This window comes from Escherichia sp. E10V5 (assembly GCF_004212315.1).
Classification (GTDB): Bacteria; Pseudomonadota; Gammaproteobacteria; order Enterobacterales; family Enterobacteriaceae; genus Escherichia.
Map to the genome: position 1 here is coordinate 35,096 of NZ_RHJM01000018.1, position 14,442 is coordinate 49,537.

A 14,442-nucleotide genomic window follows, 5' to 3' on the forward strand; every position below is an offset into this window, starting at 1 on the left:
CTTATTCCACAAACTGCAAGGAGGTAAATCATGACAAATCCTTTATCAATGACTCTTTGCAGACCTTTCCAGGATTAATCCTTTTTTTCTTGCCCTGGATTCGTCTGCCATTTCCTGATTTTTTAATTGTTACTCTCAATAATTCGAGTCGCAGCACATGCAACTTGAAGTATGACGAGTCTATTTACGGAATGGTATATGGGCAATTATATTCGTCCCTTATCCGATGCGGTATTTACCATCGCATCTGATGACCTGTGGATCGAGAGTTTAGCGATCCAACAATTACACACCACGGCAAATTTACCCAACATGCAGCGCGTAGTAGGGATGCCAGATTTACACCCCGGACGCGGTTACCCGATTGGCGCAGCGTTCTTCTCCGCAGGCCGTTTTTACCCGGCACTGGTCGGCAATGATATCGGCTGCGGCATGGCGCTATGGCAAACAGATATTCTCGCTCGCAAATACAACGCCGATAAGTTTGAAAAGCGATTATCAGCTTTGGATGACGTTGCTGAAGAAAGCTGGCTGGAGGAAAACCTGCCGTCAGCATTTGCACAGCATCCGTGGCGCAGCTCGCTTGGCTCTATCGGTGGCGGTAACCACTTCGCTGAACTGCAACAAGTTGATCAAATCATCAACGCTGAGTTGTTTGCACTGGCAGGTCTGGATGCACAACATCTGCAACTGCTGGTTCATAGCGGCTCGCGGGGTTTGGGGCAGTCTATTTTACAGCGGCATATTGCCTCGTTTTCGCATCATGGTTTGCCTGAAGGCAGTGACGATGCGCTACGGTACATTGCGGAACATGACGATGCGCTGGCGTTTGCGCGTATTAATCGCCAGATGATCGCTTTGCGCATAATGCAACAGGTTAAGGCCACCGGAAGTCCTGTTCTGGATGTGGCGCATAACTTTGTTAGCGCCTGTCAAATCGGCGATCAACAGGGCTGGTTGCATCGTAAAGGTGCCACGCCGGATGACAACGGTCTGGTGATTATTCCCGGTTCACGCGGTGATTACTCCTGGCTTGTACAGCCTGTTGCGAACGAAAAAACGCTCCACTCGCTGGCGCATGGGGCAGGGCGTAAATGGGGGCGCACCGAATGTAAAGGGCGTCTGGCAGCGAAATACACGGCGACGCAACTCTCGCGGACTGAACTTGGCAGTCGGGTAATTTGTCGCGATAAACAACTCATCTTCGAAGAAGCGCCACAAGCCTATAAATCGGCAGAAAGCGTGGTGCAATGTCTGGTGCAGGCCGGTTTAATTAATCCTGTCGCGCGGCTGCGTCCGGTGTTAACTCTCAAAAACAGTGGAGGGAAAAAAGGATGATCTTGCTACAACTCTCCTCAGCTCAGGGGCCGGAAGAATGTTGTCTCGCAGTGAAAAAGGCGCTGGACAGGTTGATTAAAGAAGCTACCCGACAAGATGTCGCGGTAACGGTGCTGGAAACAGAAACGGGCCGCTACTCTGACACGCTGCGTTCGGCGCTGGTTTCTCTTGATGGTGACAACGCATGGGCATTAAGCGAAAGCTGGTGCGGCACTATTCAGTGGATTTGTCCGAGTCCGTATCGGCCTCATCATGGGCGCAAAAACTGGTTTCTGGGCATTGGGCGTTTTACCGCTGATGAGCAGGAACAATCGGATGCAATCCGTTATGAGACACTGCGTTCGTCGGGGCCGGGCGGTCAACATGTCAATAAAACCGACTCGGCAGTACGCGCCACGCATCTGGCTACCGGGATTAGCGTGAAGGTTCAGTCAGAGCGCAGCCAGCATGCGAACAAACGGCTGGCGCGATTGCTGATCGCCTGGAAGCTAGAACAACAGCAACAGGAAAATAGCGCGGTGCTGAAATCGCAGCGGCGAATGTTCCATCACCAGATTAAACGTGGCAACCCGCGACGAACGTTCACAGGGATGGCTTTTATCGAAGGATAATGAAGGATGAAACTGCCGGAAGGCGATTAAACGCCATCCGGCAGCAAATCAAATAATTACTTCGCCGGAATTTCTTTCAGCAGTTCAGTCAGCAGTGTCCAGTAATGACCTACGCTTTCGATGTGGACTTGCTCATCCGGAGAGTGTGGACCGGTGATTGTTGGCCCGATAGAAACCATGTCCATTTCCGGATACGGTTTTTTGAACAGACCACATTCCAGGCCCGCATGGATAATCTGGATGTTCGGCGTCTTGTTGAACAGACGCTGATAGGTTTCACGTACCAGATGCATCACCGGAGAATTAGCGTCCGGCTGCCAGCCAGGATATGCGCCTTTCGCTTCGGTTTTCGCGCCTGCCAGTTTACCCAGCGAATCCAGCATGCTCACCACGTAGTCTTTACCGCTGTCGATCAGAGAACGGATCAGGCAGTGAATTTCTACGTTGTTGTCGGTCATGGTCACCACACCGACGTTCAGGGAGGTTTCAACCACGCCTTTGGCTACATCGGAGTTACGAATCACACCGTTCGGGGTGGCGTTCAGCAGACGAATAAAGGTATCGCGAGATTTCGCAATCAGGGCAGCTTTATCGTTCGCTATAGAGTCCAGCAACAAGGCCAGATTCTTCTCTTTTTCTGCCAGTTCGTTTTTCAGGATGTCCTGATAGGTATTCACCAGAGATTTCAGTGCGTCGACTTTATCAGCTGCGACAGCAATGGTCGCAAAGGCTTCACGCGGGATGGCGTTACGCAGTGTGCCGCCGTTGAAATCAATAAGACGCAGATCCAGTTCTTCTGCATGACCCGCCAGGAAGCGAACCAGCAGTTTGTTCGCGTTACCCAGGCCAACGTGGATTTCACCGCCGGAGTGACCGCCTTTCAGACCTTTTAAGGTTAACTTGAAGGTTTCAAAGCCAGCTGGAACCGCTTCACGATCTAAATGCAGGTTGGAGGTGAAGTCGATACCCCCCGCACATCCCATGTAGATTTCACCTTCTTCTTCGGAGTCGGTGTTAATCAAAATGTCAGCCTGCAACCAGTTACTTTGTAAACCGAATGCGCCGTCCATACCGGCTTCTTCGGTCATAGTAAGCAGCACTTCCAGCGGGCCGTGAACCACGTTTTCGTCAGCCAGAACCGCCAGCGCAGACGCCATACCAATGCCGTTATCTGCACCCAGCGTGGTGCCGCGCGCTTTAACCCATTCGCCATCAATATAAGGCTGGATAGGATCTTTGGTGAAGTCGTGCACGGTGTCGTTGTTTTTTTGCGGCACCATATCGAGGTGAGCCTGCAGGACAACCGGTTTACGGTTTTCCATACCTGCGGTGGCAGGTTTACGAATCAGGATATTCCCCACTTGATCGCGTTCGACGTGGAAACCTTTTTCTTTTGCCCAACCTACAATGTATTCAGCGAGTTGCTCTTCATGATAGGACGGGTGAGGAATAGAACAGATTTTTGCAAAAATATCCCACAGCGGCTGTGGAGATAATTGAGACAGTTCAGACACGTTAAGTCTCCTTGTCGATCACCCGCAAAACAGTATTGCAGGTCACAGGGTTAGCAGAAAATGTTGTCAGCACAAGTCAGGCTTGCGAGATATGTTTGAGAATACCACTTTATCTAGCGACAGGTAGTAGCAGTGCGTAAAAAGACGCGGACTTATGTGAAATACTGGTTTTTAGTGCGCCAGATCTCTATAATCTCGCGCAACCTATTTTCCCCTCGAACACTTTTTAAGCCGTAGATAAACAGGCTGGGACACTTCACATGAGCGAAAAATACATCGTCACCTGGGACATGTTGCAGATCCATGCACGTAAACTCGCAAGCCGACTGATGCCTTCTGAACAATGGAAAGGCATTATTGCCGTAAGCCGTGGTGGTCTGGTACCGGGTGCGTTACTGGCGCGTGAACTGGGTATTCGTCATGTCGATACCGTATGTATTTCCAGCTACGATCACGACAACCAGCGCGAACTGAAAGTACTGAAACGCGCAGAAGGTGACGGTGAAGGCTTTATCGTCATTGATGACCTGGTAGATACCGGTGGTACTGCAGTTGCGATTCGTGAAATGTATCCTAAAGCACACTTTGTGACTATCTTCGCGAAACCGGCTGGTCGCCCGCTGGTTGATGATTATGTGGTTGATATCCCACAAGATACCTGGATTGAGCAACCGTGGGATATGGGCGTCGTATTCGTCCCGCCAATCTCCGGTCGCTAATCTTTTCAACGCCTGGCACTGCCGGGCGTTGTTCTTTTTAACGTCAGGCAGGTTACAATAGCTTCCAGTAAGTATTCCTGGAGGTTGCATCCATGACACAGGCTAACCTGAGCGAAACCCTGTTCAAACCCCGCTTTAAACATCCTGAAACCTCGACGCTAGTCCGCCGTTTTAACCACGGTGCGCAACCGTCGGTGCAGTCGGCCCTCGATGGCAAAAATATTCCTCATTGGTATCGCATGATTAACCGCCTGATGTGGATCTGGCGCGGTGTTGATCCGCGTGAAATCCTCGACGTTCAGGCGCGCATTGTGATGAGCGATGCTGAACGCACCGACAATGATTTATACGATACGGTGATTGGCTACCGTGGCGGCAACTGGATTTACGAGTGGGCCACCCAGGCGATGGTGTGGCAACAGAAAGCCTGTGCGGAAGAAGATCCGCAACTCAGCGGGCGTCACTGGCTGCACGCAGCTACGTTGTACAATATTGCCGCCTATCCGCACTTGAAGGGCGATGATCTGGCTGAACAGGTACAGGCGTTGTCAAATCGCGCGTATGAAGAAGCTGCGCAACGTCTGCCTGGAACAATGCGGCAAATGGAGTTTACCGTTCCGGGGGGCGCGCCCATCACTGGCTTTTTGCATATGCCAAAAGGTGATGGTCCATTCCCGACAGTATTAATGTGTGGTGGTCTGGATGCGATGCAAACCGACTATTACTCCCTTTATGAGCGCTATTTTGCACCGCGCGGCATTGCGATGCTGACTATTGATATGCCTTCAGTCGGTTTTTCCTCAAAATGGAAACTCACCCAGGATTCCAGCCTGCTGCACCAACATGTCTTAAAGGTGCTGCCTAACGTTCCATGGGTAGATCACACTCGCGTTGCCGCCTTTGGTTTTCGTTTCGGTGCTAACGTTGCTGTACGCCTGGCTTATCTCGAGGCATCACGTTTGAAAGCGGTGGCCTGTCTTGGCCCGGTGGTTCACACCTTGCTGAGTGATTTTAAGTGCCAGCAACAAGTGCCGGAAATGTATCTTGACGTTCTGGCGAGCCGACTGGGAATGCATGATGCTTCTGATGAAGCGTTGCGTGTTGAGCTGAATCGCTATTCATTAAAAGTGCAAGGATTGCTGGGACGTCGTTGCCCAACGCCAATGTTATCAGGGTACTGGAAGAACGATCCGTTCAGCCCGGAAGAGGATTCACGCTTAATCACGTCGTCATCTGCGGATGGTAAATTGTTAGAGATTCCGCTTAACCCCGTGTATCGGAATTTTGACAAGGCGCTTCAGGAAATCACCAACTGGATCGAAAAGCGATTGTGTTAAAAATTTGCTAAATTTTGTCAATTTGGTAAAACAGTTGCATCACAACAGGAGATCGCAATGACGTTACCGAGTGGACACCCGAAAAGCAGATTGATCAAAAAATTTACCGCACTAGGCCCGTATATTCGTGAAGGTAAGTGCGAAGATAATCGATTCTTTTTCGATTGTCTGGCTGTATGCGTCAACGTGAAACCCGCGCCGGAAGTGCGTGAGTTCTGGGGCTGGTGGATGGAACTGGAAGCGCAGGAATCCCGTTTTACATACAGCTATCAGTTTGGTCTGTTCGATAAAGCAGGCGACTGGACGAGTGTTCCGGTAAAAGATGCCGAAGTGGTAGAGCGGCTGGAGTATACCTTGCGTGAGTTTCACGAGAAGCTGCGTGAACTGTTGGTGACGTTGAATCTGAAACTGGAACCGGCGGATGATTTTCGTGACGAGCCGGTGAAGTTAACGGCGTGAATGAAATGTGCCGAATGTGATGTTTACGCATCTATTCCGGCCTGAAATATTGGTTTTCGTAGGCCGGATAAGGCGTTCACGCCGCATCCGGCAATATTCATTAAAACTGATAGGTCATGCCAACCGCGACAATATCATCATTGTTGATATTCAGCTTATTATCGCTATCCAGCTGATTGATTTTATAATCAACAAACGCTGACATATTTTTGTTGAAATAATACGTAGCACCGACATCGATGTAATTGACCAGATCTTCATCGCCGATGCCTTCAATATCTTTCCCTTTCGATAAGACGTAACCCAGTGATGGACGCAGACCAAAGTCGAATTGATATTGTGCGACCGCTTCAAAGTTCTGCGTCTTATTGGCAAAGCCGCCAGAGATTGGCGTCATTTTGCGCGTTTCAGAATAGAAAGTTGCCAGATAAATATTATTAGCATCATATTTCAGACCTGTTGCCCATGCTTCTGCACGCTTGCCTGTGCCACGGCTTTGCAGGTTCTGCTCGTTGGTGCGATCTGAGTTGGTATAGGCCCCACTGATGGCGAAATCGCTGCCGCCGAAGTCATAGGTTAACGAGGTGCCGAAGCCATCGCCATTCTGCTTTTTCACATCGCGGTCTTCGTTTTTTCCTTGATATTGCAAGGTTAAATTCAAGCCATCGATAACGCCGAAAAAGTCGGTGTTACGATAAGTCGCCAGCCCGCTGGCGCGTTTGGTCATAAAGTTATCGGTCTGTGCGGAGGAGTCGCCACCAAATTCCGGGAACATATCGGTCCAGGCTTCCACGTCATACAACGCGCCCAGGTTACGACCATAATCGAAAGAACCCAAATCTTTATATTTCAATCCGGCAAAAGCGAGACGTGTTTTTTGCTGTGCGGTATCGCTCTCTGCTTTATTACCAGCAAACTCTGCTTCCCAACGCCCATAACCAGTCAGTTGATCGTTAATTTGTGTTTCGCCTTTAAAACCAAAACGGATATAACTCTGGTCGCCATCTTTACTATCATTATCACTCATATAATGCATGGCTTTAACTTTGCCATAGACATCCAGTTTATTACCGTCTTTGTTATATACTTCTGCGGCCTGTACGGATGCAGATGCCACAATACCCATCACCACTAATGCCAGAGTGCTCTTTTTCATTTTCTTTCCTGATTTTAATTTACGCGCGAATATTCAGCGGGAGAGTCCCGTTGAAAACAGGAAAGTTTTTAACCTGAGATTGTTAAAGATATATTACAGCTTAATAATATTCTTAAAATGTGCTAATTTATTAAATCTGTAATAAAAGCGTAAACAACTGCCGTTACGCTTGCTGATCCCGCGCAACAAAACGCTATGCTTTGCTCGCAGATGGTTGGCAACCGACGACAGTCCTGCTAAAACGTTCGTTTGATATCATTTTTCCTAAAATTGAATGGCAGAGAATCATGAGTGACAGCCAGACGCTGGTGGTAAAACTCGGCACCAGTGTGCTAACAGGTGGATCGCGCCGCCTGAACCGTGCCCATATCGTTGAACTTGTTCGCCAGTGCGCGCAGTTACATGCCGCCGGGCATCGGATAGTCATTGTGACGTCGGGCGCGATTGCCGCCGGACGTGAGCACCTGGGTTACCCGGAACTGCCAGCGACTATTGCCTCAAAACAACTGCTGGCGGCGGTAGGGCAGAGTCGACTGATTCAACTGTGGGAACAGCTGTTTTCGATTTATGGCATTCACGTCGGGCAGATGCTGCTGACTCGTGCTGATATGGAAGACCGTGAACGCTTCCTGAACGCCCGCGACACCCTGCGTGCGCTGCTCGATAACAACATCGTTCCAGTAATTAATGAGAACGATGCTGTCGCTACGGCAGAAATTAAAGTTGGTGACAACGACAACCTTTCTGCTCTGGCGGCGATTCTGGCGGGTGCCGATAAACTGTTGCTGCTGACCGATCAAAAAGGTTTGTATACCGCTGACCCGCGCAGCAATCCGCAGGCAGAACTGATTAAAGATGTTTACGGCATTGATGACGCACTGCGCGCGATTGCCGGTGACAGCGTTTCAGGTCTTGGAACCGGCGGCATGAGCACTAAATTGCAAGCCGCTGACGTGGCTTGCCGTGCGGGTATCGACACCATTATTGCCGCGGGCAGCAAGCCGGGCGTCATTGGTGATGTGATGGAAGGCATTTCCGTCGGTACGCTGTTCCATGCCCAGGCGACTCCGCTTGAAAACCGTAAACGCTGGATTTTCGGTGCGCCACCGGCGGGTGAAATCACGGTAGATGAAGGGGCAACCGCCGCCATTCTTGAACGCGGCAGCTCCCTGTTGCCGAAAGGCATTAAGAGCGTAACCGGCAACTTCTCGCGTGGTGAAGTGATCCGCATTTGTAACCTCGAAGGTCGTGATATTGCCCACGGCGTCAGTCGCTATAATAGCGATGCATTGCGCCGCATTGCCGGACACCACTCGCAAGAAATTGATGCAATACTGGGATATGAATACGGCCCGGTAGCCGTTCACCGTGATGACATGATTACCCGTTAAGGAGCAGGCCGATGCTGGAACAAATGGGCATTGCCGCGAAGCAAGCCTCGTATAAATTAGCGCAACTCTCCAGCCGCGAAAAAAATCGCGTGCTGGAAAAAATCGCCGATGAACTGGAAGCACAAAGCGAAATCATCCTCAACGCTAACGCCCAGGATGTTGCTGACGCGCGTGCTAATGGCCTCAGCGAAGCGATGCTTGACCGTCTGGCACTGACGCCCGCACGGCTGAAAGGCATTGCCGATGATGTGCGCCAGGTGTGTAACCTCGCCGATCCGGTGGGGCAGGTAGTCGATGGCGGCGTGCTGGACAGCGGCCTGCGTCTGGAGCGTCGTCGCGTGCCGCTGGGGGTGATTGGCGTGATTTATGAAGCGCGCCCGAACGTGACGGTCGATGTTGCTTCGCTATGCCTGAAAACGGGTAACGCGGTGATCCTGCGTGGCGGCAAAGAAACCTGTCGCACTAACGCTGCAACGGTGGCGGTGATTCAGGACGCCCTGAAATCCTGCGGTTTACCGGCAGGTGCAGTACAGGCAATTGATAATCCTGACCGCGCGTTGGTCAGTGAAATGCTGCGTATGGATAAATACATCGACATGCTGATCCCGCGCGGCGGCGCTGGTCTGCATAAGCTATGCCGCGAACAGTCGACAATCCCGGTGATCACAGGCGGTATAGGCGTATGCCATATTTACGTTGATGAAAGTGCAGAGATCGCTGAAGCCCTGAAAGTGATCGTCAACGCGAAAACTCAGCGTCCGAGCACATGTAATACGGTAGAAACGTTGCTGGTGAATAAAAACATCGCCGATAGCTTCCTGCCCGCATTAAGCAAACAAATGGCGGAAAGCAGCGTGACATTACACGCAGATGCTGCCGCAATGGCACAGTTGCAGCCAGGCCCTGCGAAGGTGGTTGCTGTTAAAGCCGAAGAGTATGACGATGAATTTCTGTCATTAGATTTGAACGTCAAAATCGTCAGCGATCTGGACGACGCCATTGCCCATATTCGTGAACACGGCACACAACACTCCGATGCGATCCTGACCCGCGATATGCGCAACGCCCAGCGTTTTGTTAACGAAGTGGATTCCTCCGCTGTTTACGTTAACGCCTCTACGCGTTTTACCGACGGCGGCCAGTTTGGTCTGGGCGCGGAAGTGGCTGTAAGCACGCAAAAACTGCACGCACGCGGCCCAATGGGGCTGGAAGCACTGACCACCTACAAGTGGATCGGCATTGGTGATTACACCATTCGTGCGTAAATAAAACCGGGTGATGCAAAAGTAGCCATTTGATTCACAAGGCCATTGACGCATCGCCCGGTTAGTTTTAACCTTGTCCACCGTGATTCACGTTCGTGAACATGTCCTTTCAGGGCCGATATAGCTCAGTTGGTAGAGCAGCGCATTCGTAATGCGAAGGTCGTAGGTTCGACTCCTATTATCGGCACCATTTAAATCAATAAGTTACACATCATTAGTACCTTCCTTATTTTTTGACTGGGACAAATTTGGGACCGATGGGTTCAGGATCGAGTCTATTTGCCGTGCGTGTTCGGTAAGGTGATTAGGTGCAAGGTGAGCATATCGACGAACCATTTCGATAGACTCCCAGCCTCCCATTTCCTGTAACACTGACAACGGGACTCCGGCTTGAACCAGCCAACTTGCCCAGGTGTGTCTCAAGTCGTGAAATCTGAAATCATCAATACCAGCCCGTCTCAGCGCCGCTTTCCAGGCTGTGTTTGCGTCATACCGCATCTTCCTTACTGTTGGCGCTTTCGTTCCGTCTGGTTTGGTACAGCTTTCCTTGTACACAAATACCCAACGGTGATGATTCCCGATTTGTTTTTTCAATACGCGACATGCAGTATCATTCAGCGCAACGCCAATTGCGCGGTTTGATTTACTCTCTTCCGGGTTTATCCATGCCACCCGGCGCTGCATATCTATTTGTTGCCATTCAAGGTTGATGATGTTCGAGCGTCTTAAGCCTGTTGCCAGTGCAAATTCAACAACAGACTTTAATGGCTCCGGACATTCATCAATCAGCCTTTGTGCTTCATGGGGCTCCAGCCAGCGGATCCGTTTATTCTTTGGTTGAGGCACTTTAATAATTGGTGCCTTATCCAGCATTTTCCATTCACGCTCTGCGGCTCTTAGTAGGGCCTTTATAAATGAAAGATGCGTAGCCTTCGTTGCAACGGACGCTGGTTTTGGCGTGTATTCTGGAACAGGTTTCCCTTTTTTTCTGCACGCTTCTGCCCTGAGTTTCCAGTTTTCCTCATGACGCCGGTTCGTCATTTTCTGCATTGCTGAATAAATTTTTGATTCAGTAATGTCTCTTAGTTGCATTCCTGCGAAATGTTGAAGCCAGAATCCGATCCGGCTTTTGTCATCGTCCAGTGATTTTTTATGTGCTTTCTCTTCAAGCCACCTGACACACGCTTCCTCGAACGTTATATCAGGTATTTCACCAAGTTTGCTGACCCGCCATGCTTCAGCCTTTAGCTTGTCATGGAGTTCTGTCGCCTGCCTTTTGTCCTTTGTTCCAAGAGACTGTTTAAATCTTTTACCGTTCGGCAATGTGAAACTGGCGTACCATATTTCACTTCTGCGGAAGAGTGACATTTTCTTTCCTCTGTTATGCCATCACCCGCGCTCACCTTGATAGTATGCAGCGGAGACTGAAGCGCCGCAATGCAGGCTTGTCGCGTTGTGAGGTAAGGAGATTTTGGTTTAGTGGGGTCTTTGCGTGTTGCCTGTAGGCGGCCTGTTCGTATCCAGTTGGTAGCGGTAGGTCTGGATATCTTGAGAAACTGACAGGCCTCATCGAGTGTGAGGCTGTGGTTAGTACTGGCGTAGCTCGCTAATTCTTCTGTAAGTTTCTGGTGCTTTGTTTCCGTGTATCTTCATTTCAGACTTCAACAGAGCAACGAGAGAATCCCATTCGTTGAGGATGCCTTTGAATGCCGGAACGCGCTTTGCAACCTTGTCGAATGAATCTCTGATTTCTGGAATCTGCTCAACAAGTGCAACGCATCGTCGGAAATCGGCTGCGTCATGTGGAGCACCGAAGTGATGACCATAGATATTCTTTTTCAGTCCACATGCGATTGAGGCAAGAGTTGCGCTACTGATGCCGACATCGCCAGTCGTTTGCCATTTCAAAATCTTCATAGCCAAATCTGACATTTCTTGTCTCCAATAAAAAACCGCCATCAGGCGGCTTGGTGTTCTTTCAGTTCTTAAATTCGAATCAGCCTTTGGTCACCCAGCATTGTGAGTCACCATTACACGGGCATGAATTAACAGGAACTCTCTCGCCGCACTTACCGCAACGTTTTATGCTGATCGATTTTATACGCCAGCGCACAAGTGCATCATCCTGGCGGCTCAGTAACGCGATGTACTCACCAAACTCGTAAGGCGCACGCCTGAAGCGACGCGTGGCACAGTTACGCTCCAGCATTTCAATTTCCTGAGCATCAAGTACAAGCTCCAGCTTACGCATACCGGATGATGCTTGCTTGGCTCTCTGATCGGCTTTGCGCTCTGCTGCTGATTTAGCCATTCTGCTTTTCCTGCATCAGGAGAAAGACAATCATAGCGGCGCGGATGCTTCCGATATCTCTTTATGCGATAAGCACATACAAGCAGCGAACCATCAACTGGAGTGAGTGAGGAATCGACCACAAGCAACGCCCCTTGCAATATGCCTTCGCGGTAATGGCTGTCACCCGCGGAACAATTTATCTGCTGGCTGCATGAAAAGCCAGCAATACAACTTTTGCTGACTTTCCACCGTTAACGCGACACAACCTTTGTTCCTGAGCTTCACGTTGCAGAGCCGATAATCTCCGTCTCTTTAAATTAAAAAGACGGAGACTATTAAAAACTCATTAAAACATCAGGAAACAACAGATTCCCCGTAAAACGCTACAGCCTGTGCAGACTGGGAGTCCATATCATCATGGAGATCTCTGGAGTATGGGAGGGAGTTGACTGTCGATATAAATATACTGTCATTTTCTAAAGTGAAAATTTCTGATTCGAGACTACCAATATCACCACGTACAGGATTAGTCCACCCACTAAACAGTAAAAATCCCCATTCCTGAAAAAGCCCGGAATTCACTTCACGTTTTACATCATGAAACATTTCTCCCGTCAGTTCATCGAAAGGGACATTATTGATATCGCGTCGTGCCGGGACAGTCCCTTTTTTATCCTCAATCCAAAACAATGCATCGTAAAATCTGTCCGACGTTGCGGTACGAGGTTTAAAGAAGCGATAAGGTTTAATTAAATAAGATGACACATTTTTCCCTGTGGCTTTATCCTTCGCAAAAATAACAAATGTTTTACCAATGCAACTTTCATCAATATCATTTGAAAATGACACCACGCCGTCCTGATTTACAGTCAGCGAATTGTCTCCCGCATTGGTGACAACACTCCAGTCCAACGTATTATTATTGACAACATCATTGTCAACCACCATCTGAAATGTCGCGCCTGGAAATAATGTTTTCGGGAATGAACCATTAGCCATGTCTTTTTTTATATCGAACACATGGTGGCTCACTAGAACACCGGTAATTTTGGGCATAAAAAACTCCTTATTTGTTTAATTGAAATGCGATCAATAAATTCGATCACCAAAGAGATATTATTACTTTTACAAGAATAAATGTTGTTATTTGTTTATTATAAAACAATCATCACCCAGAAAAGAAAAAGATGCAGCTCGTTAACAAAAACCTTTGTGGCATATTAAGGTTGTGTCGCGTTAACGGTGGAAAGTCAGCAGATAAAATTGTTCTGTGGGTGACAATCCATCACCCTGAGGATGCTGATATTGCCCCTTGCGCATCATGTGGATTAATTCAACGCCGGCCAGTATCGTAGCCGTTCCATGAAATAGGTGTGCAAGTTCTCCGGTTGCTCACGGGCTACCTGTTCTGCAATTACCGGTATATTCATCCGCTCTTTGTAGGCAACGCCGCTGGCGGCTAGGTCAACGTTGAAGTGGTCAACCAAAACTGGCCACCGAGTTAGAGTTTTTCCAGTTGTCGCGTATATCAGATGCAAGCGACTGTTCGGATTTTGAGTTACATTTCTGTGCAAACATCTCCAATCCCTGCGCCCGGACTTCAGCCAAGAAAGCGTCGGTGGCTGGGGGTTCGCTGTGGTGCAGGGCATCATTGATAATCATCGCAGCTACTCCGGCCTGTCCTGCGTCCGTGACCGACACATGCTCAAGAGTTACGGCCATTGCGTTTTTCAGCCCAGCATTCTCCTCCGCCAGCGCCGCGCATTTAGCTTCAAGTTCACCGAACTTACGCACCAGATATTCAGCGTTTGTTTCGTTAACCTTTAAATCTCGTGGGATGCATTTACCTTTCAGAAATCCATCTATCTCAATTAGTGACATTTGTTTCATTTCTTCCCACTCCGCCACATCGCATTCAGATATTTGTTTTGACTCACTGAAGGAAAAGAATTTCGCTTAAGCAATTCCTCTCTCGATGGCATTGGCTTTACGCGTTGGCGAATAATCATTTCTGCCGGAAGAATGCCGGGATTGTATGCAAGTCCTCTCATGGTAAATTCCTCAGTCATTACTGATAGCGCCATAGCGTGAGCGGTAATTACGCAGGCGCGGGTCAATTTCAGGGAAGTGGGTATATGTGGCTTTGCGGAATGGTCGGATTGATGTCTGGTAAATTCGCTCGCGTTCTTCTTTCTCTGCAAGCCATATACAATGGCGAAATTCCTTTTCCTCTTTCGTTTCCTGCGGTAGCGACATTATCAGGTCGTAGTTTTTTCTGAATTTATCCAGCACCTCCAATACGGAATTGCCGGAACAGCGGCGCGCGTCGTCCGCACCATACAGAGGCGCTGGCATGGTT

The 14,442-nt window shown here is 49.3% G+C and carries 17 protein-coding genes, 1 tRNA gene and 1 pseudogene; 8 read left to right on the forward strand and 11 right to left on the reverse strand.

What is annotated here, in order from left to right:
• Positions 1-198 precede the first annotated feature (198 nt).
• Together D9738_RS14100 and prfH are read left to right on the forward strand one after the other, a co-directional pair.
• A complete protein-coding gene (locus D9738_RS14100; RefSeq protein WP_165383336.1) occupies positions 199-1,338 on the forward strand; it encodes an RNA ligase RtcB family protein in 1,140 nt (379 codons plus the stop codon).
• Positions 1,335-1,949, forward strand: a complete 615-nt coding sequence (gene prfH / locus D9738_RS14105; RefSeq protein ID WP_130260464.1) for a peptide chain release factor H — start codon at positions 1,335-1,337, stop codon at positions 1,947-1,949. Before D9738_RS14100 ends, prfH begins: the two co-directional genes overlap by 4 nt.
• A gap of 56 nt (positions 1,950-2,005) precedes the next feature.
• Here prfH and pepD read toward each other — a convergent pair whose 3' ends face one another.
• Positions 2,006-3,463, reverse strand: a complete 1,458-nt coding sequence (gene pepD / locus D9738_RS14110; RefSeq protein ID WP_130209679.1) for a cytosol nonspecific dipeptidase — start codon at positions 3,461-3,463, stop codon at positions 2,006-2,008.
• A gap of 260 nt (positions 3,464-3,723) precedes the next feature.
• Here pepD and gpt point away from each other — a divergent pair, with 260 nt between their 5' ends.
• The 3 genes from gpt to crl all read left to right on the forward strand — a co-directional run bounded on the left by gpt (position 3,724) and on the right by crl (position 5,978).
• Positions 3,724-4,182 carry a xanthine phosphoribosyltransferase gene (gene gpt / locus D9738_RS14115; RefSeq protein ID WP_001291990.1) on the forward strand — a complete coding sequence of 153 codons (459 nt, stop codon included), beginning with the start codon at positions 3,724-3,726 and terminating at the stop codon, positions 4,180-4,182.
• 92 nt (positions 4,183-4,274) lie between these two features.
• On the forward strand, positions 4,275-5,519 hold the full coding sequence (gene frsA, locus D9738_RS14120; RefSeq protein WP_130260465.1) for an esterase FrsA: 1,245 nt from the start codon (positions 4,275-4,277) through the stop codon (positions 5,517-5,519).
• A gap of 57 nt (positions 5,520-5,576) precedes the next feature.
• Complete coding sequence (crl, locus tag D9738_RS14125; RefSeq protein WP_130209675.1) at positions 5,577-5,978, forward strand: sigma factor-binding protein Crl; 402 nt, start codon at positions 5,577-5,579, stop codon at positions 5,976-5,978.
• A gap of 100 nt (positions 5,979-6,078) precedes the next feature.
• Here crl and phoE read toward each other — a convergent pair whose 3' ends face one another.
• Positions 6,079-7,134, reverse strand: coding sequence for a phosphoporin PhoE (phoE, locus tag D9738_RS14130; RefSeq protein WP_130260466.1), 1,056 nt, complete (start codon positions 7,132-7,134; stop codon positions 6,079-6,081).
• Positions 7,135-7,421: 287 nt separating this feature from the next.
• Between phoE and proB the strand changes: the two genes are divergently transcribed.
• The 3 genes from proB to D9738_RS14145 all read left to right on the forward strand — a co-directional run bounded on the left by proB (position 7,422) and on the right by D9738_RS14145 (position 9,980).
• Positions 7,422-8,525 carry a glutamate 5-kinase gene (gene proB / locus D9738_RS14135; RefSeq protein WP_001285288.1) on the forward strand — a complete coding sequence of 368 codons (1,104 nt, stop codon included), beginning with the start codon at positions 7,422-7,424 and terminating at the stop codon, positions 8,523-8,525.
• 11 nt (positions 8,526-8,536) lie between these two features.
• Positions 8,537-9,790, forward strand: a complete 1,254-nt coding sequence (proA, locus tag D9738_RS14140; RefSeq protein ID WP_130260467.1) for a glutamate-5-semialdehyde dehydrogenase — start codon at positions 8,537-8,539, stop codon at positions 9,788-9,790.
• 114 nt (positions 9,791-9,904) lie between these two features.
• Positions 9,905-9,980 (forward strand) — tRNA-Thr (locus D9738_RS14145).
• Positions 9,981-9,994: 14 nt separating this feature from the next.
• Here D9738_RS14145 and D9738_RS14150 read toward each other — a convergent pair.
• From D9738_RS14150 to D9738_RS14195, 9 genes and pseudogenes are all read right to left on the reverse strand, one after another.
• Positions 9,995-11,158, reverse strand: coding sequence for a site-specific integrase (locus D9738_RS14150; RefSeq protein WP_057698453.1), 1,164 nt, complete (start codon positions 11,156-11,158; stop codon positions 9,995-9,997).
• Between the two features lie 131 nt (positions 11,159-11,289).
• Positions 11,290-11,358 (reverse strand): annotated as a pseudogene (locus tag D9738_RS25440) (helix-turn-helix domain-containing protein); the annotation flags it as partial.
• Positions 11,359-11,377: 19 nt separating this feature from the next.
• The gene (locus tag D9738_RS14160) at positions 11,378-11,722 is read right to left on the reverse strand and encodes a hypothetical protein (protein ID WP_130260468.1); all 345 of its coding nucleotides are present in this window, start codon (positions 11,720-11,722) and stop codon (positions 11,378-11,380) included.
• Positions 11,723-11,786: 64 nt separating this feature from the next.
• A complete protein-coding gene (locus D9738_RS14165) occupies positions 11,787-12,101 on the reverse strand; it encodes a hypothetical protein (RefSeq protein ID WP_130210875.1) in 315 nt (104 codons plus the stop codon).
• 336 nt (positions 12,102-12,437) lie between these two features.
• Positions 12,438-13,139, reverse strand: coding sequence for a hypothetical protein (locus tag D9738_RS14175; protein WP_130210873.1), 702 nt, complete (start codon positions 13,137-13,139; stop codon positions 12,438-12,440).
• Positions 13,140-13,411: 272 nt separating this feature from the next.
• A complete protein-coding gene (locus D9738_RS14180; protein ID WP_105269881.1) occupies positions 13,412-13,570 on the reverse strand; it encodes a DNA polymerase III subunit theta in 159 nt (52 codons plus the stop codon).
• Positions 13,563-13,973: a hypothetical protein gene (locus D9738_RS14185; RefSeq protein ID WP_130260469.1), complete on the reverse strand. Its 411-nt coding sequence runs from the start codon at positions 13,971-13,973 to the stop codon at positions 13,563-13,565. Before D9738_RS14185 ends, D9738_RS14180 begins: the two co-directional genes overlap by 8 nt.
• The gene (locus D9738_RS14190) at positions 13,970-14,134 is read right to left on the reverse strand and encodes a DUF2737 family protein (RefSeq protein WP_130236314.1); all 165 of its coding nucleotides are present in this window, start codon (positions 14,132-14,134) and stop codon (positions 13,970-13,972) included. The genes D9738_RS14185 and D9738_RS14190 overlap by 4 nt, the downstream gene beginning before the upstream one ends.
• Before the next feature lie 10 nt (positions 14,135-14,144).
• Entirely contained in the window at positions 14,145-14,438 is a 294-nt protein-coding gene (locus D9738_RS14195; RefSeq protein WP_064529150.1) for a phage anti-RecBCD protein, read from the reverse strand.
• Positions 14,439-14,442 lie beyond the last annotated feature (4 nt).

Bases quoted from the DNA above. Each gene is read 5' to 3' on its own strand.
- D9738_RS14195 (WP_064529150.1), bottom strand. From the start codon at position 14,438: ATGCCAGCGCCTCTGTATGGTGCGGACGACGCGCGCCGCTGTTCCGGC.
- proA (WP_130260467.1), top strand. From the start codon at position 8,537: ATGCTGGAACAAATGGGCATTGCCGCGAAGCAAGCCTCGTATAAATTA.
- D9738_RS14175 (WP_130210873.1), bottom strand. From the start codon at position 13,139: ATGCCCAAAATTACCGGTGTTCTAGTGAGCCACCATGTGTTCGATATA.
- D9738_RS14185 (WP_130260469.1), bottom strand. From the start codon at position 13,973: ATGAAACAAATGTCACTAATTGAGATAGATGGATTTCTGAAAGGTAAA.
- frsA (WP_130260465.1), top strand. From the start codon at position 4,275: ATGACACAGGCTAACCTGAGCGAAACCCTGTTCAAACCCCGCTTTAAA.
- D9738_RS14150 (WP_057698453.1), bottom strand. From the start codon at position 11,158: ATGTCACTCTTCCGCAGAAGTGAAATATGGTACGCCAGTTTCACATTG.
- D9738_RS14100 (WP_165383336.1), top strand. From the start codon at position 199: ATGGGCAATTATATTCGTCCCTTATCCGATGCGGTATTTACCATCGCA.
- D9738_RS14190 (WP_130236314.1), bottom strand. From the start codon at position 14,134: ATGAGAGGACTTGCATACAATCCCGGCATTCTTCCGGCAGAAATGATT.
- proB (WP_001285288.1), top strand. From the start codon at position 7,422: ATGAGTGACAGCCAGACGCTGGTGGTAAAACTCGGCACCAGTGTGCTA.
- D9738_RS14160 (WP_130260468.1), bottom strand. From the start codon at position 11,722: ATGTCAGATTTGGCTATGAAGATTTTGAAATGGCAAACGACTGGCGAT.
- gpt (WP_001291990.1), top strand. From the start codon at position 3,724: ATGAGCGAAAAATACATCGTCACCTGGGACATGTTGCAGATCCATGCA.
- crl (WP_130209675.1), top strand. From the start codon at position 5,577: ATGACGTTACCGAGTGGACACCCGAAAAGCAGATTGATCAAAAAATTT.
- phoE (WP_130260466.1), bottom strand. From the start codon at position 7,134: ATGAAAAAGAGCACTCTGGCATTAGTGGTGATGGGTATTGTGGCATCT.
- D9738_RS14165 (WP_130210875.1), bottom strand. From the start codon at position 12,101: ATGGCTAAATCAGCAGCAGAGCGCAAAGCCGATCAGAGAGCCAAGCAA.
- prfH (WP_130260464.1), top strand. From the start codon at position 1,335: ATGATCTTGCTACAACTCTCCTCAGCTCAGGGGCCGGAAGAATGTTGT.